The organism is Streptomyces sp. NPDC050534 (genome assembly GCF_044457745.1).
Taxonomy (GTDB): Bacteria; Actinomycetota; Actinomycetes; order Streptomycetales; family Streptomycetaceae; genus Streptomyces.
In genome coordinates, this window is the sequence record NZ_JBITHF010000030.1 from 1 (window position 1) to 19613 (window position 19613).

General features: G+C 71.1%; 18 protein-coding genes and 1 pseudogene. 8 read left to right on the forward strand and 11 right to left on the reverse strand.

What is annotated here, in order from left to right; translation table 11 throughout:
- A pseudogene (locus ACIBN2_RS46400) lies at window positions 1-192 on the reverse strand (cytochrome ubiquinol oxidase subunit I); the annotation flags it as partial.
- Entirely contained in the window at window positions 189-1148 is a 960-nt protein-coding gene (coxB, locus tag ACIBN2_RS46405; RefSeq protein ID WP_399143842.1) for a cytochrome c oxidase subunit II, read from the reverse strand. The gene coxB and the pseudogene ACIBN2_RS46400, both read right to left, overlap by 4 nt.
- A 262-nt stretch (window positions 1149-1410) precedes the next feature.
- Between coxB and ACIBN2_RS46410 the strand changes: the two genes are divergently transcribed.
- Window positions 1411-2787 (forward strand): cysteine desulfurase/sulfurtransferase TusA family protein, encoded by a 1377-nt coding sequence (locus tag ACIBN2_RS46410; protein WP_399143843.1) that lies wholly within the window; start codon window positions 1411-1413, stop codon window positions 2785-2787.
- 60 nt (window positions 2788-2847) lie between these two features.
- On the opposite strand, the gene ACIBN2_RS46415 is transcribed toward ACIBN2_RS46410, so the two are convergent.
- Complete coding sequence (locus ACIBN2_RS46415; RefSeq protein ID WP_399143844.1) at window positions 2848-3822, reverse strand: carbohydrate kinase family protein; 975 nt, start codon at window positions 3820-3822, stop codon at window positions 2848-2850.
- A 130-nt stretch (window positions 3823-3952) separates the two neighbouring features.
- Between ACIBN2_RS46415 and ACIBN2_RS46420 the strand changes: the two genes are divergently transcribed.
- On the forward strand, window positions 3953-4162 hold the full coding sequence (locus ACIBN2_RS46420; RefSeq protein ID WP_393870323.1) for a hypothetical protein: 210 nt from the start codon (window positions 3953-3955) through the stop codon (window positions 4160-4162).
- A 169-nt stretch (window positions 4163-4331) separates the two neighbouring features.
- Window positions 4332-6179, forward strand: a complete 1848-nt coding sequence (locus ACIBN2_RS46425) for a hypothetical protein (RefSeq protein ID WP_399143845.1) — start codon at window positions 4332-4334, stop codon at window positions 6177-6179.
- Between the two features lie 91 nt (window positions 6180-6270).
- Here the strand turns inward: ACIBN2_RS46425 and ACIBN2_RS46430 are convergent, their stop codons facing one another.
- The gene (locus ACIBN2_RS46430) at window positions 6271-6627 is read right to left on the reverse strand and encodes an iron-sulfur cluster assembly accessory protein (RefSeq protein ID WP_399143846.1); all 357 of its coding nucleotides are present in this window, start codon (window positions 6625-6627) and stop codon (window positions 6271-6273) included.
- Window positions 6628-6894: 267 nt separating this feature from the next.
- Between ACIBN2_RS46430 and nadA the strand changes: the two genes are divergently transcribed.
- Window positions 6895-8079: a quinolinate synthase NadA gene (nadA, locus tag ACIBN2_RS46435; RefSeq protein ID WP_399143847.1), complete on the forward strand. Its 1185-nt coding sequence runs from the start codon at window positions 6895-6897 to the stop codon at window positions 8077-8079.
- A gap of 73 nt (window positions 8080-8152) precedes the next feature.
- Here nadA and ACIBN2_RS46440 read toward each other — a convergent pair whose 3' ends face one another.
- The 5 genes from ACIBN2_RS46440 to ACIBN2_RS46460 form a co-directional block, all read right to left on the reverse strand.
- Window positions 8153-11269 carry an efflux RND transporter permease subunit gene (locus ACIBN2_RS46440; RefSeq protein WP_399143848.1) on the reverse strand — a complete coding sequence of 1039 codons (3117 nt, stop codon included), beginning with the start codon at window positions 11267-11269 and terminating at the stop codon, window positions 8153-8155.
- A 158-nt stretch (window positions 11270-11427) separates the two neighbouring features.
- The gene (locus ACIBN2_RS46445; RefSeq protein ID WP_399143849.1) at window positions 11428-12114 is read right to left on the reverse strand and encodes a response regulator; all 687 of its coding nucleotides are present in this window, start codon (window positions 12112-12114) and stop codon (window positions 11428-11430) included.
- A gap of 106 nt (window positions 12115-12220) precedes the next feature.
- Window positions 12221-13441, reverse strand: a complete 1221-nt coding sequence (locus ACIBN2_RS46450) for a sensor histidine kinase (protein WP_399143850.1) — start codon at window positions 13439-13441, stop codon at window positions 12221-12223.
- A gap of 91 nt (window positions 13442-13532) precedes the next feature.
- Window positions 13533-13811, reverse strand: coding sequence for a hypothetical protein (locus ACIBN2_RS46455; RefSeq protein WP_399143866.1), 279 nt, complete (start codon window positions 13809-13811; stop codon window positions 13533-13535).
- A 31-nt stretch (window positions 13812-13842) separates the two neighbouring features.
- Window positions 13843-14622, reverse strand: a complete 780-nt coding sequence (locus ACIBN2_RS46460; protein ID WP_399143851.1) for a PspA/IM30 family protein — start codon at window positions 14620-14622, stop codon at window positions 13843-13845.
- Window positions 14623-14837: 215 nt separating this feature from the next.
- Between ACIBN2_RS46460 and ACIBN2_RS46465 the strand changes: the two genes are divergently transcribed.
- The 3 genes from ACIBN2_RS46465 to ACIBN2_RS46475 all read left to right on the forward strand — a co-directional run bounded on the left by ACIBN2_RS46465 (window position 14838) and on the right by ACIBN2_RS46475 (window position 17431).
- A complete protein-coding gene (locus tag ACIBN2_RS46465) occupies window positions 14838-15509 on the forward strand; it encodes a DUF3043 domain-containing protein (RefSeq protein WP_399143852.1) in 672 nt (223 codons plus the stop codon).
- Window positions 15510-15592: 83 nt separating this feature from the next.
- Window positions 15593-16294 carry a class I SAM-dependent methyltransferase gene (locus ACIBN2_RS46470; RefSeq protein WP_399143853.1) on the forward strand — a complete coding sequence of 234 codons (702 nt, stop codon included), beginning with the start codon at window positions 15593-15595 and terminating at the stop codon, window positions 16292-16294.
- A 57-nt stretch (window positions 16295-16351) separates the two neighbouring features.
- Window positions 16352-17431, forward strand: a complete 1080-nt coding sequence (locus tag ACIBN2_RS46475) for a S1C family serine protease (protein WP_399143854.1) — start codon at window positions 16352-16354, stop codon at window positions 17429-17431.
- A gap of 48 nt (window positions 17432-17479) precedes the next feature.
- Here ACIBN2_RS46475 and ACIBN2_RS46480 read toward each other — a convergent pair whose 3' ends face one another.
- Window positions 17480-17692: a hypothetical protein gene (locus tag ACIBN2_RS46480; RefSeq protein ID WP_399143855.1), complete on the reverse strand. Its 213-nt coding sequence runs from the start codon at window positions 17690-17692 to the stop codon at window positions 17480-17482.
- 115 nt (window positions 17693-17807) lie between these two features.
- Between ACIBN2_RS46480 and ACIBN2_RS46485 the strand changes: the two genes are divergently transcribed.
- Window positions 17808-19010 carry a bifunctional adenosylcobinamide kinase/adenosylcobinamide-phosphate guanylyltransferase gene (locus ACIBN2_RS46485; protein WP_399143856.1) on the forward strand — a complete coding sequence of 401 codons (1203 nt, stop codon included), beginning with the start codon at window positions 17808-17810 and terminating at the stop codon, window positions 19008-19010.
- Here the strand turns inward: ACIBN2_RS46485 and ACIBN2_RS46490 are convergent.
- The gene (locus tag ACIBN2_RS46490) at window positions 18999-19532 is read right to left on the reverse strand and encodes a methyltransferase domain-containing protein (protein WP_399143857.1); all 534 of its coding nucleotides are present in this window, start codon (window positions 19530-19532) and stop codon (window positions 18999-19001) included. The genes ACIBN2_RS46485 and ACIBN2_RS46490 overlap by 12 nt on opposite strands.
- Window positions 19533-19613 lie beyond the last annotated feature (81 nt).

Sequence of the window (19613 nt, forward strand, 5' to 3'; positions counted from 1 at the left end):
CAGCGCCATCACGCCGCCGATCAGGAAGAACGCGAACGACGTGACGAGATACAGCGTCCCGATCGTCTTGTGGTCAGTGGTCGTCAGCCACTTGATCACGACATTGCCGGGCTGCTTGCGCCGGACCGGCAGCTCGTCTGAGTAGTGTCCCTCAGCTGCCGCGGCACCCTGGGGTTCGTTGAGGATGCTCACAGGTTGTTCGTCTCCCGGTTCTTCTCGTGGCTCGTCTGCGCGATGCCGGCGGGAACGTAACCGGTCTGCCCCTTCTTGGCGAGGTCCTTGAGGTGCTGCTCGTAGCGCTCGGGGGAGACGACCTTCACGTTGAACAGCATCCGGGAGTGGTCGACGCCGCACAGCTCGGCGCACTTGCCCAGGAAGGTGCCCTCCTTGTTGGGGGTCACCTGGAAGGAGTTGGTGTGGCCCGGGATGACGTCCATCTTCATCAGGAACGGCACCACCCAGAAGGAGTGGATGACGTCACGAGAGGTGAGGACGAAGCGGACCGTCTTGCCCTCCGGCAGCCACAGGGTCGGGCCCGGGTTGCCGGTCTGGGGGTTCCTGGTGGCGGGGGTGCCGACGTCGTAGACACCGCCGGCGTTCGCCGGGAAGTCCTTCTTGAACCGGTCCGGAATGTTGGCCAGGTTCTTGTCGGTCTTCGCGTTGCCGGTGGAACCCGCGACGGGCGCGATGTAGTTGAAGCCCCAGCTCCACTGGAAGCCCACGACGTTCACCGTGACGTCCGGCTTGGGCGAGAGGCTGAGGAGCTTCGTCTCGTCGCGGGCCGTGAAGTAGAAGAGCACCGAGACGATGACGAGCGGAACGACCGTGTACAGCGCCTCGATCGGCATGTTGTACCGGGTCTGCGGCGGAACCTCGACCTTGGTGCGGCTGCGCCGGTGGAAGATCGTGCTCCAGATGATCAGGCCCCACACGAGCACGCCGGTGGCGAGCGCGGCGGCCCAGGATCCCTGCCACAGGGAGAGGATCCGCGGACCCTCTTCCGTGGTCGGGGTGGGCATACCAAGGCGGGGGAAGTCCTTGTATGTGCAACCGGTGGCGGTCGCCAGGACCAGGCCCGCGGTCATTGCCTGCAGCAGCTTCCGCCGCATCGGGCGCCGCGGCGAGCGGTCGGAGCCGTTGGGACTCACGTAGCGCCTTCCCGAGAGTCTCGCCCGCGCGATGGCTGCGGCCTGCCTCTTCGGTGGTCGGTCGCCGCCCTGCGTCGGGCAGGGGTTTGGATGTTTATGCGGACCAAACCCTAGCCGACGCCCTCCGGGGGTTCGCGGGGAGGGGGGCCTAGTGGGCAGGGTGGTTCGCTGGTTTGGCGGCTGCGGGTGATTTGTGGCAGGTCGACCAGTTCCCCGCGCCCCAGTCGGTCGCCTTCCGCGGGCCTCGTCATAGCGTTTGCGTATGTCCTATTTCGATGCCGCTTCCTCCGCGCCTCTTCATCCTGTCGCCCGTCATGCGCTGTTGGCCTCCCTGGACGAGGGGTGGGCCGATCCCGCACGGCTGTACCGGGAGGGGCGGCGGGCCAGGATGCTGCTGGACGCGGCGCGGGAGGCCGCCGCCGAGGCCGTGGGGTGCCGGGCCGACGAGCTGGTGTTCACCTCGTCCGGGACGCGGGCCGTGCACACCGGAATCGCGGGGGCGTTGGCCGGGCGTCACCGGATCGGGCGTCACCTGATCGTGTCGGCGGTCGAACACTCCTCGGTACTCCATGCGGCTGACACGCACGAGGCCGGCGGCGGGAGCGTCACTCAGGTCGAGGTGGACCGCCAGGGCCGGGTGACGCCGGCGTCCTACGCCGCCGCTCTGCGCCCCGGCACCGCGCTGGCCTGTCTTCAGTCGGCCAACCACGAGGTGGGGACCGAGCAGCCGGTGGCGGAAGTGGCCGCGCTGTGCCGCGAGTCCGGGGTGCCGCTGCTGGTGGACGCGGCGCAGTCGCTCGGGTGGGGGCCGGTCGAGGGCGACTGGTCGCTGCTGACGGGCAGTGCCCACAAGTGGGGCGGCCCCTCGGGGGTGGGACTGCTCGCCGTACGCAAGGGCGTGCGGTTCGCGCCGCAAGGGCCTGCCGACGAGCGGGAGTCGGGGCGGGCCGCCGGGTTCGAGAACCTGCCGGCGATCGTGGCGGCGGCCGCCTCGCTGCGGGCGGTGCGCGCGGAGGCCGCGCAAGAGGCGCTACGGCTGCGGGAGCTGACGGAGCGGATCCGGGTGCGGGTGCCCGAGCTGGTGCCGGACGTGGAGGTGGTCGGGGATCCGGAGCGGCGGCTGCCCGGGATCGTCACCTTCTCCTGTCTCTATGTCGACGGAGAGACACTGCTGCACGAGCTGGACCGGGCGGGTTTCTCCGTCTCGTCCGGGTCGTCGTGCACGAGCAGCACGCTGACGCCCAGCCATGTGCTGAAGGCGATGGGGGTGCTGAGCGAGGGGAACGTGCGGGTGTCGCTGCCGACGGGAACGGGCGCGGAGGACGTCGAGCGGTTCCTGGAGGTGCTGCCGGGGGCCGTGGCGGGGGTGCGCGACAAGCTCGGGGCGCCGGCTCCGGCAGCCACCGTGCAGCAGGACGTCCTGGTCGTCGACGCCCTCGGCAAGCGCTGCCCGATCCCCGTCATCGAGCTGGCCAAGGTCATCGGGGACGTGCCGGTCGGCGGCCTGGTCCGCGTGCTCTCCGACGACGAGGCGGCCCGTCTGGACATCCCCGCGTGGTGCGAGATGCGGGAACAGGAGTACGTGGGCGAGGAGCCGGCGGAACGGGGTACGGCGTACCTGGTCCGCCGCGTGGCCTGAACGCCCCGCGGGGGCGCGGGGGCCTGTGCGACCAGCCCCCACGCGCCCGCACCGGGCGAATCAGGCCAGGTACTTGCGGACCTCGGCCGCGGGCTCGTCGCCGTACGCCTTCGTGAAGCGGTCCATGAAGTGGCCCCGGCGCAGCTGGTACTCCTGCGTGCCCACGGTCTCGATGACGAGGGTCGCCAGCATGCAGCCGACCTGCGCGGCGCGCTCCAGCGAGACGCCCCAGGCCAGGCCCGACAGGAAGCCCGCGCGGAAGGCGTCGCCGACGCCCGTGGGGTCGGCCTTGCGCTCCTCGTCGGGGCAGCCGACCTCGATCGGGTCCTCGCCGTCCCGCTCGACGCGGACGCCGCGCGAGCCGAGCGTGGTGACGCGGGTGCCGACCTTGGCGAGGATCTCGGCGTCGCTCCAGCCGGTCTTGGACTCGATCAGGCCCTTCTCGTACTCGTTCGAGAAGAGGTACGTCGCGCCGTCCAGCAGTATCCGGATCTCGTCGCCGTTCATCCGGGCGATCTGCTGGGAGAAGTCGGCGGCGAAGGGGATACCGCGCGAGCGGCACTCCTCCGTGTGCCGGAGCATGCCCTCCGGGTCGTCGGCGCCGATCAGGACCAGGTCGAGGCCGCCGACGCGGTCCGCGACGGTCTTCAGCTCGATCAGCCGGGCCTCGCTCATCGCACCCGTGTAGAACGAGCCGATCTGGTTGTGGTCGGCGTCGGTGGTGCACACGAAGCGCGCGGTGTGCAGCGTCTCCGAGATACGGACGGAGTCGGTGTCGACGCCGTGGCGTTCCAGCCAGGCGCGGTACTCGTCGAAGTCGAAGCCGGCGGCGCCGACCAGGATCGGCTCCGTGCCGAGCTGGCCCATGCCGAAGGCGATGTTCGCGCCGACGCCGCCCCGGCGCACGTCGAGGTTGTCGACCAGGAAGGAGAGCGAGACCGTGTGCAGCTGGTCCGCGACGAGCTGGTCGGCGAAGCGGCCTGGGAAGGTCATGAGGTGGTCGGTGGCGATGGAGCCTGTGACTGCGATGCGCACGGGGGATTCTCTCCTGAGGGGAGACGGGTTGACAGTTCACGCTACCGGGTCGTGACGAGCCTCTGAAGTGGCCAAAACTACCCGATAGTAGATCTTTCTTCGCGGGCTTGTGCGTGCATACGGTTCCGTTATGACGAACCTCAAGGTCCATACTCCGGCACCGGTCGACCTCGAAGGTGACCTCGCGTCGCTGCGAGGCGACTGCGCCCGGATGGTCCCCCACTGGGCCGCCCCCGAACGGATCGTTCCCCTTCCGGTCCCCCTGTCACTCATCCACGGCGTGAAGGTGCCTCCGACCTCGGCCCGCCTGCTGGAGGCCATGTCGGACTACGGCGACTGAACACTGCCCGGCAGCTCCGTTCGGCGCGCTTGAGGGAACCGCGCGCTCCCCCGCTGCGTCCCATCGCCGTCCCCCTTCGAGGGGATGCGCGATACGACCCTCCGGCCGTCCGATTTGACAGGGCCGGGTCAGGGTTACAGGACAGCAGTGCAGCCGAAGGAGCGATGCGGTGAACACCGAGCGACCCGACAACGACGCCGCCGACTCCGCCGACGAGCGGAGCGACAGCACGGAGCAGCGCGCCACCGGCGCCGAGGCTCCCGGCGCCGCCGAGGCCGGTCCGGACGCTCCGGAGCCGGCCCGGGAGGGCGCTGCCGAGGCCCGGGCCGAGGCGGAGACGGCCGGTCGCGACGACAACGCCGGTACGGCCGCTTCGGACGAGGCTGCCGAAGCCGACTCCGACACCGACCACGCTGCCGCAGCCGACACCGCTGCCGCTGCCGAAGCCGAAGCCGACGTCGACACCGACGCCGGTGGAGACGACGGCGCGGGTGGGGACGAGCGCCCCGGTGGGAATGAGGGCGCCGCCGACCCCACCGAGGTCCCCGGCCCCCACGAGCTCGGCCCCGCCCCGGCCTCCCGTCGGCGCAGCCCCGTACTCGTCGCCTCCGTCGCCGCTGCCGTGCTGCTCGTAGGAGGTGGTGGTGCGTATCTGGCCATGGGGGCTTCCGGAGGGAGCGGCGCAGGTGCGGGCTCCGGGGCGCCCGGGGACGGTGGCACTCCCCCGCCGCTGGCGCTCGACGGGTCCTCCGGGGGGGGTTCGAACGGGATCGCGCCCGGGGAGCCCAATCCGTACGGCGTGACGTACAAGGCCGACGGCTCGCTTCCCGGCGGTCCCGGCTCCGCGCCCGTGTACCGGGCGAGCGGTGAGGTCGGCAAGGACGAGGTGGCACGGCTGGCGAAGGCGCTCGGGCTGGACGGGACGCCGGTGGTGCGGGGGCAGGCCTGGCAGGTCGGTCCCTCCAAGGACGGGTCCGGGCCGAGCCTGGTGGTGGACAGGCAGGCGCCGGGGACGTGGACGTTCCGCCGGTACGCGGCCGGCACCGACAACTGCAACGGCATCGCCACGTGCACGAAGGACCCCGCGAACCCGGCCGGGAAGCGGGTGAGCGAGGCGGACGCCGAGCGGGCCGCGGCGCCGGTGCTGAAGGCGATCGGGCAGGACGACGCCAAGGTGGACGCGAGCCAGGTCATGGGCGCCCAGCGGGTGGTGAACGCGAACCCCCGGGTCGGTGGGTTGCCCACCTACGGCTGGGCGACCGGTCTGACGGTGAGCGCGCAGGGCGAAGTGGTCGGCGGCACCGGCCAGTTGAAGGCGCCGGCGAAGAGCGACACCTATCCCGTGCTGGGCGCGGGGAAGACGCTGGCGCTGATGAACTCGGCGCCCACGACCGACCACCGCATGGGCATCGGCGGCTGCGCCAGCCCCGTACCCCTCAAGGACCGGCTGGAGCAGCCGTGCGGGCGGTCGACGACGGGCACGGCTCCGAAGGAGACCGTCACCATCGAGAGCGCGGTGTTCGGGCTGGCAGCGCGGGCCGTGGACGGGCGGCAGGCACTGGTGCCGGCCTGGCTGTTCCAGGTGAAGGGCGCGGGCGCGCAGAACGGCTTCACGGTGACGTATCCGGCCGTAGACCCGAAGTACCTGGCGTCGAACTCGGCCCCGCCCACCCCGTCGGCGACCGCCCCGGGCGACGAGCCGACCTCGGCGCCGGCCACGCGTGACGTCAAGGTGGACGGCTACACGGCGGACGGCAGGGAGCTGACCGTGGGCTTCACGGGCGGCGTGTGCGCGGACTACTCGGCGACGGCTAGCGAGAGCGCGGACCAGGTGACGGTCAAGGTGACCGAGAAGCCCTGGAAGGGCAAGGTCTGCATCATGATCGCCAAGGAGTTCCACAAGACCGTGCAGCTGGACCGGCCGGTCGGGGACCGCACGGTCAAGGGCTCGGACGGCAGGGCGCTTCCGCAGGCGAAGCAGGGGGCACGGCTGCCCCGGACCGCCGCGGTGCAGTAGACCGGCGGCCGGGAGGTCCCGGAAAGACACGAAGGCGGCGGCCCCGTCGGAGGGGGCCGCCGCCTTCGGCTGCGTCGGTGGGCCGAACGGCTCAGCTGAAGGAGTCGCCGCAGGCGCAGGAACCCGTCGCGTTCGGGTTGTCGATCGTGAAGCCCTGCTTCTCGATGGTGTCGACGAAGTCGATGGACGCGCCACCCAGGTACGGGGCGCTCATGCGGTCGGTGACGACCTTGACGCCGCCGAAGTCCTTGACCACGTCGCCGTCGAGCGAGCGCTCGTCGAAGAAGAGCTGGTAGCGCAGGCCGGAGCAACCACCGGGCTGGACGGCCACGCGCAGGGCCAGGTCGTCACGGCCTTCCTGGTCGAGCAGGGCCTTCACCTTCGCCGCGGCGGCGTCGGACAGCATGATGCCGTCGGTGACGGTGCTGGTCTCGTCCGATACGGACATCTACATCTCTCCCGGGTTGTACGGAGACTGCTTGCCGACGATTGCAACCGCCGGGGCCGCGGATTCATTCCGCGCCGAGCAACTTGTCTTTTCGCCTGTTCCTTCATGCTCGCACACGCAGGAGGAAGCGGACAGCGGCCCAAAGGTCCCTCGCCGGTGAGCGCCGGGATTCACGTCACATCGACGCTATGAACCATCGTCAAACTGACGTGAACCGGGTTATGATAGATAACGTCAATTCGACGAAAAGTAGAAAGGGTGCGTGTCGTGACCACCGCCCAGACCCCGGAGCTCGACGTACAGCCGACTCCTCTTGCCCTGCTGCTCCTCGGCCGCGAGGCCGACCCGAAGAGCGAGCGCGGCGTCGAGTGTCCCGGTGACCTGCCCTCGCCGTCCGACCCCGATCTCGTGGCCCGCGCCCGCGCGGCCAAGGAGAAGCTCGGCGACAAGGTCTTCGTGCTCGGCCACCACTACCAGCGCGACGAGGTCATCCAGTTCGCCGACGTGACGGGTGACTCCTTCAAGCTGGCCCGGGACGCGGCGGCGCGGCCGGAAGCCGAGTACATCGTGTTCTGCGGTGTGCACTTCATGGCGGAGTCCGCCGACATCCTGACGTCCGACGAGCAGAAGGTGGTCCTGCCGGACCTCGCCGCCGGCTGCTCCATGGCCGACATGGCCACGGCCGAACAGGTCGCCGAGTGCTGGGACGTGCTGACCGAGGCCGGCGTGGCCGAGCAGGTCGTGCCGGTGTCGTACATGAACTCCTCCGCCGACATCAAGGCGTTCACCGGCAAGCACGGCGGCACGATCTGCACCTCGTCCAACGCCCAGCGGGCCCTCGAGTGGGCCTTCGAGCAGGGCGAGAAGGTGCTGTTCCTGCCCGACCAGCACCTCGGCCGGAACACGGCGGTGCGGGACATGGGCATGTCCCTGGAGGACTGCGTCCTCTACAACCCGCACAAGCCGAACGGCGGGCTGACGGCCGAGCAGCTGCGCGACGCGAAGATGATCCTGTGGCGCGGCCACTGCTCGGTGCACGGCCGGTTCTCGCTGGACTCGGTCAACGACGTCCGCGAGCGCATCCCGGGCGTGAACGTCCTCGTCCACCCCGAGTGCAGGCACGAGGTCGTGGCGGCGGCGGACTACGTCGGCTCGACGGAGTACATCATCAAGGCCCTGGAGGCGGCCCCGGCCGGTTCCAAGTGGGCCATCGGCACCGAGCTCAATCTCGTACGCCGGCTCGCGAACCGTTTCGCGCCCGAGGGCAAGGAGATCGTCTTCCTCGACAAGACGGTCTGCTTCTGCTCGACCATGAACCGCATCGACCTCCCCCACCTGGTCTGGACCCTGGAGTCGCTGGCCGAGGGCAACCTGGTCAACCGGATCGAGGTCGACAAGGAGACGGAGGCGTTCGCGAAGCTGGCGCTGGAGCGGATGCTGGCGCTGCCGTAGGGCTCCGGCCGGATGACCACCGAGGCCCCGGTCCGCACTGCGCGGGCCGGGGCCTCGGTGGTTCAACAGGTGCTCAGACGCCGGCCGGCTCCAGCTCCCTCTCCGTCGTTTCCGTCTTCGCCCGCCTCTTCGCCGCCCGCTTCTTCGCGCGGCGCTCCTTGCGGAGCTCGAGCATCGCGTAGAGCGTCGGGACGAGGAGCAGGGTCAGCAGGGTCGACGTGATCAGGCCGCCGATGACGACCACGGCGAGCGGCTGGGCGATGAAGCCACCCTCACCGGTGACGCCGAGGGCCATCGGGAGCAGCGCGAAGATCGTCGCCAGGGCCGTCATGAGGATCGGGCGCAGCCGGTGGCGGCCGCCCTCGATCACGGCCTCGACGACGCCGCGCCCCTGCTGGCGGTACTGGTTGATCAGGTCGATCAGCACGATCGCGTTCGTCACCACGATGCCGATCAGCATCAGCATGCCGATCATCGCGGGAACGCCCATCGGGGTGCCGGTGGCGACCAGCAGGCCGATCGCGCCCGTCGCCGCGAACGGGATGGAGACCAGCAGGATCAGCGGCTGGGCCAGCGAGCGGAAGGTCGCGACCAGGAGCATGAAGACGATGGCGATCGCCGCCAGCATCGCCAGGCCCAGGTTCTTGAACGCGTCGTCCTGGTCGGAGGTGACGCCGCCGATCTCGGCCGTGGCGCCCGCGGGGAGCTTCAGGGCCTTGATCCTGGCCTGCAGTTTGGTGCTGACCGCGCCGGTGTTGTCACCGGTCGGCTTGGCGGTGATGGTCGCCGCCCGCCGGCCGTCGATGCGGGTCATCGACACCGGCCCGTCGGCCAGCTTCACCGTGGCGATGTCGCCGAGCTTCACCGGGCCGAGGCGGAGGTTCCTCAACTGGTCCAGGGTCGTCGCGGGCTTCGCCGACCTGATGACGACGTCACGCTCGGTGTCGTCCAGGACCGCCTTCGCGGCGGTGGTCCCCTTGACCGCCTCGGCGACGGCCGCGCCCAGGGTCTGATCGCTGAAACCGGCCGCGGCCGCCTTGGAGTTGGCCTTGACCGAGATCTGCGGCACGCTCTGCGAGAGGTCGCTGCTGACGTCGGTGACGTGGTCGAGGCCCGCGACGGCGGAGCGCACCTGGTCCGACGCCTTGCTCAGCACCTCCGCGTCGGCCGCCTTCACGACGACGCTCAGGTCCTGGTTGCCGAAGCCGTCACCGGCCGAGACGGTGGTCGTGCCGATGCCGGAGAGCTTCTTCAGGCCCGACTCGATGTCGTTCTGCACGTCCTCGTACGACGCCTTGCCGTCCAGCATGACCTGGTACGACGCCTGGTTGGTGCCCGTGCCGCCGCCGAACGCCGCCATGAAGCCGGACGAGCCCACCGTGACCTGGTAGTCCTTGACGCCCCTGACGCCGGCGAGCAGCTTCTCGACCTTCCGCGCGGAGGCGTCGGTGGCGCCCAGGCCGGTGCCCGGCCGCAACTCCTGCTTGACGGTGAGGACTTCCTGATCGCCCTGGTCGAAGAAGTTGGTCTTCAGCAGCGGAGCCATGCCGAACGTGCCGACCAGGATCACCGCCGCGAGCAGCACGCTGGTCAGGCGGCGGCGGGTGGCGAAGCGCAGGACGGGGACGTAGAGGCGCTGGAGCCTGCTCCTCGCCTCCTTCTCCTCGGCCTTTCGGCGGGCCTCGACGGCGTCCTCGGGCGTGCCCTTCGGGGCGCGCAGGAACCAGAACGACAGCACCGGCACGACCGTCAGCGAGACCAGCAGCGACGCCAGCAGGGCCGCCGTCACCGTGATGCTGAACGAGCCGAACAGCTCGCCCACCATGCCGCCGACCAGGCCGATCGGGAGGAACACGGCGACCGTGGTGAGGGTGGAGGAGGTGACGGCGCCGGCGACCTCGCGGACCGCCTTGAGGATGGCCTCCTGGCGCTCCTCGCCGTAGCCGAGGTGCCGTTTGATGTTCTCCAGGACCACGATCGAGTCGTCGACGACCCGGCCGATGGCGATGGTCAGGGCGCCCAGCGTCAGCATGTTGAGCGAGAGGTCCCGCGTCCACAGCACGATCAGGGCCAGGACGACCGAGAGCGGGATGCTCACGGCCGTGACGAGCGTCGAGCGGACGGACGCGAGGAAGACCAGGATGACGAGGACCGCGAAGAGCAGGCCGAGCGCGCCCTCCGTCGTCAGGCCGCTGATGGACTTCGAGACCGCCGGGCCCTGGTCGCTGACGACCGTGATCTTCGTCTCGGAGCCCAGGTCCCCGCGCAGGGCCGGGAGTCTGTCCTTGACGGCGTCCGAGATGGCGACCGCGCTGCCGTCGTGGTCCATGGTGACCATCACGGCGAGGGACGGTTTGCCGTCGGTGCGGGTGATGGAGTCGGCCGCGGCCTGCTGCTGCCGCACCGTGGCGACGTCACCGAGGCGTACGGGCTTACTGGCGGGGGTGCCCGCGCCCGTGACCATCAGGTTCCTGATCTGCTCCAGCGAGGTGAAGCCGCCGCCGACCTGGACGGTGCGGTTGCGGCCGTCCTCGTCGAAGGAGCCCGCGGCGACGGTGGCGCCGCCCGCCTGCAGCGACTGCGACAGGGCCTGCGCGGTCAGGCCGGCCGCCGCCAGCTTCCTGTCGTCCGGCGTGACGGCGACCTGGAGGTCCCGTACGCCGTCGACGGTGACCTGGCCGACGCCGTCGACGTCCTTCAGCGCCGGTACGACGGTCTTGTCCAGCTGGTCGGCGAGGGCCTGCTGGTCCTTGCCGGAGGTGACCGCGAGGACGACGGTCGGCATGTCGTCGGTCGAGCCGGCGACGACCTGCGGGTCGACGTCGTCCGGGAGCCTGACCCGGGCCCGGTTGACCGCCTGCTGCACGTCGGCGACGAGCTGCTTGGTGTCGTTGCCGTAGTCGAAGGACGCCATGATCACGGCGTTGCCCTCACTGGCCTTGGAGGTGACGCCCGAAATGCCGTCGACGGCCTCGAGGTTGTCCTCGATCGGCTCCACGACCTGCTTCTCGACCACCTCCGGGGAAGCGCCCTGGTACGGCGCCAGCACGGACACCATGGGCAGTTCGATGGAGGGCAGCAGCTGCTGCTTGAGCTGGGGTATCGCTATCGCCCCGAAGGCGAGGGCGATGAGGGACATCAGTCCGATCAGGGCCCGTTGCGCGAGGCTGAACCTGGACAGCCAGGACATGGGTGAGGGTCTCTCTTCGGTGAGCGGCGGAGGGGAGGAGCGGCGCACAGGTGAGCGCCCGCCCCTACACCCTGAGCCATCACCGTGAGGTGATCCGTAGGCCCCAGGTCCATTTACTTATCCGGCGCATACTCCGGGTGCAGTACGGAGGGTTGAGGTCACTCCACCCTCGGACGTACCAGCCCGGACTCGTACGCGATCACCACCAGCTGGGCCCGGTCGCGCGCCCCCAGCTTGGACATGGCCCGGTTGACGTGCGTCTTCACGGTGAGCGGGCTGACCTCGAGGCGTTCGGCGATCTCGTCGTTGGAGTGGCCGCCGGCGACCTGGACCAGGACCTCGCGCTCACGGACGGTGAGCGTGCCGAGCCGTTCGGAGCGGGCGGGATCGCGGCCGTCGTCGGCGGAGTCGCCCTGCGCGAGGAAGCGGGCGATCAGGCCCTTGGTGGCGGCCGGGGAGAGCAGGGCCTCGCCGCCGGCCGCGATGCGGATGGCGCTCAGCAGCTCGTCCGGTTCGCTGCCCTTGCCGAGGAAGCCGGAGGCGCCGGCGCGCAGGGACTGGACCACGTAGTCGTCGACCTCGAAGGTCGTCAGGATCACCACGCGGACCTGGGCGAGGGACGGCTCGGCGCTGATCATGCGGGTGGCGGCGAGGCCGTCGGTGCCGGGCATCCGGATGTCCATCAGGACGACGTCGGCCCGCTGCTCCTTGGCCAGGCGGACCGCCTCCGCGCCGTCGGACGCCTCGCCGACCACCTCCATGTCGGGCTCGGAGTCGACGAGCACGCGGAACGCGCTGCGGAGCAGGGCCTGGTCGTCGGCGAGCAGGACGCGGATGGTCGTCATGCAGGGTCCTTCGCAGGGTGCGGGGTGGTGGGTGTCCGGGGCGCCGTACGGCGGCGGGTCGTACGGCGGCGGGTCGTCATACGGCGGTGGGTCCTACGGCGGCGGGTCATACGGCGTCTTCCGCGGCGCGGGAGCGGGTCCTGACCGGAAGGATGGCATGGACGCGGAAGCCGCCGCCGTAGCGGGGGCCGGTGGTGAGGGTGCCGCGCAGTGCGGTGACGCGCTCGCGCATGCCGAGCAGGCCGTGGCCGCCGCCGCTCGCGGGCTCGTCGTCCTCGGTGGCGCCGTTGTCGAGGACGGTGATCTCCACGTTCGGGCCGACGCGTACCACGCTGACCTCGGCCTTGGCCTCCGTGCCGGCGTGCTTCTGCACGTTGGTGAGGGCTTCCTGGATGACGCGGTAGGCGGCCAGGCCGACGGCGGCGGGCAGGCTGGTGCCCTGGTCGGCGCGGGCGACGTCGACATGCAGGCCCGCGCTGCGGAAGGTGCCGACGAGTTCGTCGAGGCGGTCCAGGCCGGGGGCCGGTTCGGTCGGGGCCTCGGGGTCGCCGGACTGGCGCAGCAGGCCGACGGTGGCGCGGAGTTCGTTGAGCGCGGAGCGGCTGGCCTCGCGGACGTGGGCGAGAGCCTCCTTGGCCTGGTCGGGCCGCTTGTCCATGACATGCGCGGCGACGCCGGCCTGCACGTTGACCAGGGCGATGTGGTGGGCGACGACGTCGTGCAGGTCGCGGGCGATGCGCAGGCGTTCCTCGGCGACGCGGCGGCGGGCCTCCTCCTCGCGGGTGCGTTCCGCGCGTTCGGCGCGCTCGCGTATGGCCTGCACGACGGCACGGCGGCTGCGGACGGCGTCGCCCGCGGTGGCGCCGATGCCGGTCCAGGCGAAGATGGCGAGGTTCTCCTGGGCGTACCAGGGCAGGGGGCCGGCGAGCATGGCGGCGCCGGTGAGCACGGTCATCGTCAGCAGGCCGAGGCGCCAGGTGGTGGGGCGGTCGGTGGTGGCGGCGACGGTGAACAGGGCGACGACCGCGGACATCGCGACCGGTGCCCTGGGGTCGTCGACGACGGACTCGATGACCGAGACGGTGCCGGTGAGGGCGAGGACCGTCCGCGGGACGCGGCGGCGGAAGACCAGGGCGAGGGCGCCGAGGGTCATGAGGACCAGGGCGAGCGTGTCGGGGGTGCGGATGTCCCACTCGCCGCCGTTCCTGCCGTTCGGATCGACGAAGGAGCCGGCCACCATGCAGGCGAGCACGCCGGCCGCGAGGGCCGCGTCCAGTGCCAGCGGATGGGCTTTGAGCTGGCATCTGGTGCGGTCGAGTGTGCTCACGCTCTGACAGTACGGGGGTGTTCTCGGCGCGGGAACCAGTGGCCGTGGCTTGGCAGCCGCCGTCGATGGGGACCGGCGCCGGGGAGAGCCGTCAGCCCGGGATCAGACCGTCGTCGCTCAGCAGTTCCCGGACCTCCTCCAAGGTGGCGTCCGGGGACGGCAGGATCAGGTCCGACGGTTCCAGGGAGTCGTCGGGGACCGGGGCGCCGAGATCGCGGACCTTGGCGAGGAGCGCCCCCAGGGTGCGGCGGAAGCCGGGGCCGTCGCCGTTCTCCATCTCCCGAAGGAGTTCGTCGTCCAGCTTGTTGAGCTCGGCGAGGTGGCTCTCGGCCAGCCTCACCTGCCCCTCCCCCATGATCCGTACGATCATGTCGCCCATGTCGGCCTCCTAGGCGTGGCCCCTACTGCTTGTCGAAGCGCGGGGTGTCCGTCGGCTGCTGCTGGGACTGTCCTTCACCGGTGCCGCCCTCGATGGCCTGCTGCTGCGAGCCGCCGGCCAGCTCCGCCTTCATCTTCTGCAGTTCCAGCTCTACATCCGTACCACCGGAGATCCGGTCCAGCTCGGCCTGGATCTCGTCCTTGTGCATCCCGGACTGGTCGTCCAGGGCGCCCGAGGCGAGCAGTTCATCGATGGCGCCGGCGCGGGCCTGGAGCTGCGCCGTCTTGTCCTCGGCGCGCTGGATCGCAAGGCCGACGTCGCCCATCTCCTCGGAGATCCCGGAGAACGCCTCGCCGATACGGGTCTGCGCCTGGGCCGCCGTGTACGTGGCCTTGATGGTCTCCTTCTTGGTGCGGAAGGCGTCGACCTTGGCCTGCAGCCGCTGGGCCGCCAGGGTGAGTTTCTCCTCCTCCCCCTGCAGCGTCGCGTGCTGCGTCTCCAGGTCTGTGACCTGCTGCTGGAGCGCGGCGCGGCGCGACAGCGCCTCGCGGGCCAGGTCCTCACGGCCCAGCGCCAGTGCCTTGCGGCCCTGGTCCTCCAGCTTGGACGACTGCGACTGCAGCTGGTTCAGCTGGAGTTCCAGTCGCTTGCGGGACGTGGCCACGTCCGCCACGCCTCGGCGCACCTTCTGGAGCAGCTCCAACTGCTTCTGGTACGAGTAATCGAGGGTCTCGCGCGGGTCCTCGGCCCGGTCAAGGGCCTTGTTCGCCTTCGCGCGGAAGATCATCCCCATACGCTTCATGACACCGCTCATGGGCTTCGCGCGCCCCCTTCTGACCGACTCCGGCTCCAGCTCTGCGACAGAACCCACAGTACGGGCCCTGCATCCATTGACGCACTGTTCGGGGACGGATGCGCTCATCCGCAAGGACGACTGCTGCCGATCCCGATCCGGCGTAGGGAGTAGGTGGCCCCCCAGGGAACCGCAGCGTGCGCAACGTCCCCTCTGTCCCTTACATGACGACTGGTGTTGCCGGATCGTTCCCCGCGGGGCTGGGGTCCAACCCCGGCCACCCCGTACCCTTGGGTTTTGTGTTCCGTAGCCGTGCCAAGGAAGAGAAGGTCAGCACCGCCAAGGTGTCCGTGACCGACTCCAAGCAGCCCAGAGACCCGCAGGCCCCGAAGGGCAGGCCCACGCCCAAGCGCAATGAGGCCCAGTCCCAGCGCCGCAGCGTCGCCAACACCTCGATGACGCGGAAGGACGCCGCCAAGCGCCAGCGCTCCGATCGCCGCGCCGCGCTGGACCGGCAGCGTCAGGCGCTGGCCGGAGGTGACGAGCGCTACCTGCCGGCCCGCGACAAGGGCCCGGTCCGCAAGTTCGCGCGCGACTGGATCGACTCCCGGTTCAACGTGGCGGAGTTCTTCCTGCCCATGGCCGTGGTCATCCTCGTGCTGAGCATCGTCCGGGTGCCCGCGCTGCAGAACATCGCACTGCTGCTGTGGCTCATCGTGATCGTGCTGATCGTGCTGGACGCGGTCGTCAGCGCCGTCCGGCTGCGGAAGGCGCTCGCCGCGCGCTTCCCCGACCAGAACACGAAGGGCGCCACCCGCTACGCCCTGATGCGCTCCCTGCAGATGCGTCGCCTCCGGCTGCCGAAGCCGCAGGTCAAGCGCGGAGAGCGGCCCTGAGCACGACATCTTTCTCCGGGGGCGCGGCGGATGCCTGGCTGAGCAAGCTGGGCGGGCTGCGGGATGTCGTACGCCAGGAGCTGGTGGCCCGGCAGCTCGACGAGCAGATGGCGGCGCGGTTCCGGGTCGGGCAGCGGCTGCGGGTACTCGACGTGGGCATGGGCCAGGGCACACAGGCGCTGCGGCTGGCGCGGGCCGGGCACCAGGTGACCGGCCTGGAGCAGGACGCCACGATGGTCGCGGTCGCCCGCCAGGCACTCGCCGGTGAGCCCGAGGGCATCCGGGAGCGGATGCGGATCATCGAGGGCGACGGCCGGGACACGGGCGTGCACTTCCTGCCGGGAAGCTTCGACGTGGTGCTGTGCCACGGCGTACTGATGTACGTCCAGGAGCCGGACCCGCTGCTGGCGGGGCTGGCCCGGATGCTCGCCCACGGCGGCCTGCTGTCGCTGCTCGTGCGCAACGCCGACGCGCTGGCGATGCGGCCGGGGCTGTCCGGCGACTGGCCGGCCGCGTTCGGCGCCTTCGACACGGTGTCGTACACCAACCGGCTGGGGCTCGACGTGCGGGCCGACCGGCTGAAGACGCTGACGGCCACGCTCGCCGGGATCGGCGCGCCCCTGCACGCCTGGTACGGGGTGCGGGTGTTCACGGACACCGCGGCGGACGGGGCGGAGGTGCCGGCCGACGTGGAGTCCCTGCTGGCGGCCGAGGAGCGGGCCGGGCGGACGGATCCCTACCGCGCGGTGGCGGCGCTGCTGCACCTGTGCGGGGTGCGCGGCTGAGCCCCATTCGGGCGTGCACCACGAGCCGGGCGTCCGGCCCGAAGTGAGACTCGGGGCATGGACGTTTCCCGTACCCCCGCCGTCCGGCTGCTCGTCTCGGCCGCCGCGCTGTGCTGTTGCCTCGCGCTCCTCGCGGGCTGCTCCGGTTCCGCGTCCCAGGGGCAGCGGGAGAAGCCGGCCACCCAGGCCGCGCCGGCCGCCGTACCCATGTCGGGCGAGGATCTGCAGAGCGACTACCAGAAGGTGATCAAGGACGTACTGCCGTCGGTGGTGCAGATCCAGGCGGGCAACGACCTGGGCTCGGGGATCGTCTACGACGACCAGGGGCACGTCGTCACCAACGCACACGTCGTCGGGAACCAGAAGACGTTCCAGGTGACGACCGCCAACAGCGAGAACACGCTCACCGCCCGGAGCGTCTACGCGTACCCCGCGCAGGACCTCGCCGTCATCAAGCTGGACACGATGCCGAAGGGGCTCAAGGCGGCCACCTTCGCGGACTCCTCGAAGGTGCAGGTCGGTCAGATCGTGCTGGCGATGGGCTCACCGCTCGGGCTGTCGTCCAGCGTGACGCAGGGGATCGTCTCGGCGACCGGACGGACCGTCACCGAGAACAGCTCGGGCGGCGGTACGGGCGCGACGATCGCGAACATGATCCAGACGTCGGCGGCCATCAACCCGGGCAACAGCGGCGGCGCCCTGGCCAACCTCGACGGGCAGGTCATCGGCATTCCGACGCTCGCCGCCATCGACCCGAACCTCGGCAACAGCGCGGCGCCCGGCATCGGGTTCGCGATCCCCTCGTCGTTGGTGAAGACGATCGCCGGCCAGATCATCAAGAGCGGCAAGGTCACCGACTCGGGCCGGGCCGCGCTCAACATCACGGGCCGCACGGTCGTCGACGACCAGCTCCAGCCCGTCGGGGTCGCGGTGGTCGAGGTGAAGAGCGGCGGAGCGGCCGACAAGGCCGGTCTGCGGGCCGGGGACGTCATCACCCGGCTGGGTGACACGGACATCACCACGATCACGTCGCTGACCGAGGCGCTGGCCGCGGACAAGCCGGGCGAGAAGACGTCGGTGACGTACATGCGCGACGGCCAGGAGAAGAAGGCCGACGTGACGCTGGGCGAACAGTGAAAGGGGCGGCCGGAACCCGGCCGCCCCACTCCGTGTCCCTCGTGCCGCCTACGCCTCCTCGGCGTGCAGGCTCATCGGCCCGTAGATCTCCGAGGAGTCCTCGAACAGCCGCACCTGGTCGGCGCCACCCTCCTCAAGGGCCTTCCAGTGCTCCCCGATCCAGGACTCGGCGTCTCCCTGCGTGGTGAACTCCTCGGGCTGCACCGCGGGCTGGACCTCAGCCCCGTCCGCCTTCTCGAAACGCCACGTCCATGCCGCCATGTACGCCTCCCGTGTCTGGGGCACCTGCAGAGCAGAAGCCGGATCTTGGTCCGGCTCCTGCCCGAAAGACTAGTCGGACGGGCGGCACCTGCGCAGACACGCGAAAATGCCTGTCGTGGAAGTGACTCTGCTCGGCACCGGTGCCCCCGCGGGCCTGCCCCGCCCCGACTGTCCCTGCGCCGCCTGCGCGACCGCGCTCGGCGGTGACGCGCGGGCGGCGACCGCCGTGCTCGTGGACGGGACGCTGCTGCTCGACCTGACGCCGGGCGCCGCGTTCGCGGCCGCGCGGTCCGGGCATTCGCTGGGCGGCGTACGGCAGGTGCTGCTCTCGCATCCGCACGACGGACCGCCGGTCGAGGTGCCCGCGGGCGTGCCGCACCCCGGACGGGTGCCGGACGGGCGGGAGTTGGCGCTGCTGACGGGGCATCGGGTGCGGGCGGTGGCGATGGACGCGCCGGGCACCGGGTACGCGGTGACCGGACCGAACGGGCAGCGGCTGCTGTACCTGCCGCCCGGCGGCGCACCGGCCGGGCTGGAGAACGGGTCGGCCGAGTCGTACGACATGGTGCTCGCCGATGTCGTGGGGCGTCCCGACGCGGCGGCCAAGCTGCGGGCGGTGGGGGCGCTCGGACCGACCACGGACGTCGTCGCCGTCCACCTGGACCACGACGTGCCGCCGGGACGCGAGTTGGGACGGCGGCTCGCCGCCGCGGGGGCGCGGGCCGTGCCGGACGGGACGACGCTGACGGCGGGGGTGTACGAGGACGTGCCCGACGTACCGCGGCGCACGCTGGTGCTGGGCGGGGCCCGGTCCGGGAAGTCCGTGGAGGCCGAGCGGCGCCTGGAGGCCTTCCCCGGCGTGCTGTACGTGGCGACGGGCGGCACCCGGGGCGGCGACACCGAGTGGGCCTCGCGGGTCGCGACCCACCGGGAGCGGCGTCCGGGGTCCTGGCGGACGGTCGAGACCTGCGACCTGGTTCCGCTGCTCAAGGACGACGGGCCGCCGCTGCTGATCGACTGCCTGTCCCTGTGGCTGACGGACGCGATGGACTCCGTCGGGGCGTGGGACGACGCGGTGTGGGCGGACGCCGGGGAGCGGGCGCTGCGTGAGCGGGTGCGGGAGCTGACCCGGGCGGTGCGCGCCACCCGGCGCACCGTGGTCGCCGTGTCGAACGAGGTGGGCTCGGGCATCGTGCCGGCCACGGCGTCCGGACGGCGCTACCGGGACGAACTCGGCCGCCTGAACGCCGCGTTCGCCGGCGAGTGCGAGCACGTGGTGCTGGTGGTGGCGGGCCAGGCGCTGGTGCTACGCGGCTGACCGGGGCCGGCGCACGATGATCCGGTACGTGTACGGGAGCCGGTCCAGGACGTGCCGGCTCGCGGCCACGATCGTGCAGTCCTGGGCCTCGAGCCGGCGGCGCAGTTCGTACGACTCCCGGGGGGCCGCCTCCACCAGGAGGAGGCCGCCGGGGCGCAGGAGCGAGAGGGCGGCGGGGAGTTCGGTGCGGGGGTCCGGCACGGGCGAGCGGCGGTCGAGGAGGGTGACGACGTCGTAGCGGCCGCGCAGGATCGACGTGATGTGCCGGTCCGTCACATGCCCCGCGTACGCCTCCTCGATGCGCTCCAGATGGCGGGCGTACGCCACCCGCGGGCCCGGGTCGAGGCCGTCGATGGAGGTGTACGGGAAGAGTTCCCGTGCCGTCTCGGGGAAGTGGGCCTCGCCCGTGCCGACGTCCAGCCAGCTCTCCGGCTCGGGCAGCAGCCGCCGGATCGCGCGGGCCGTCGAACGGTGGCGTCTGTGCCGGTCGACGGCGCTGACGCGGCTGCGCAGGCTGTTCATGGCGGCTCCCTGAGGCGAACGACAATCCGCTGCAAAACGGAACGTAAGGGATCAAGATCGTGGGGGCAACGACGTCGTGTG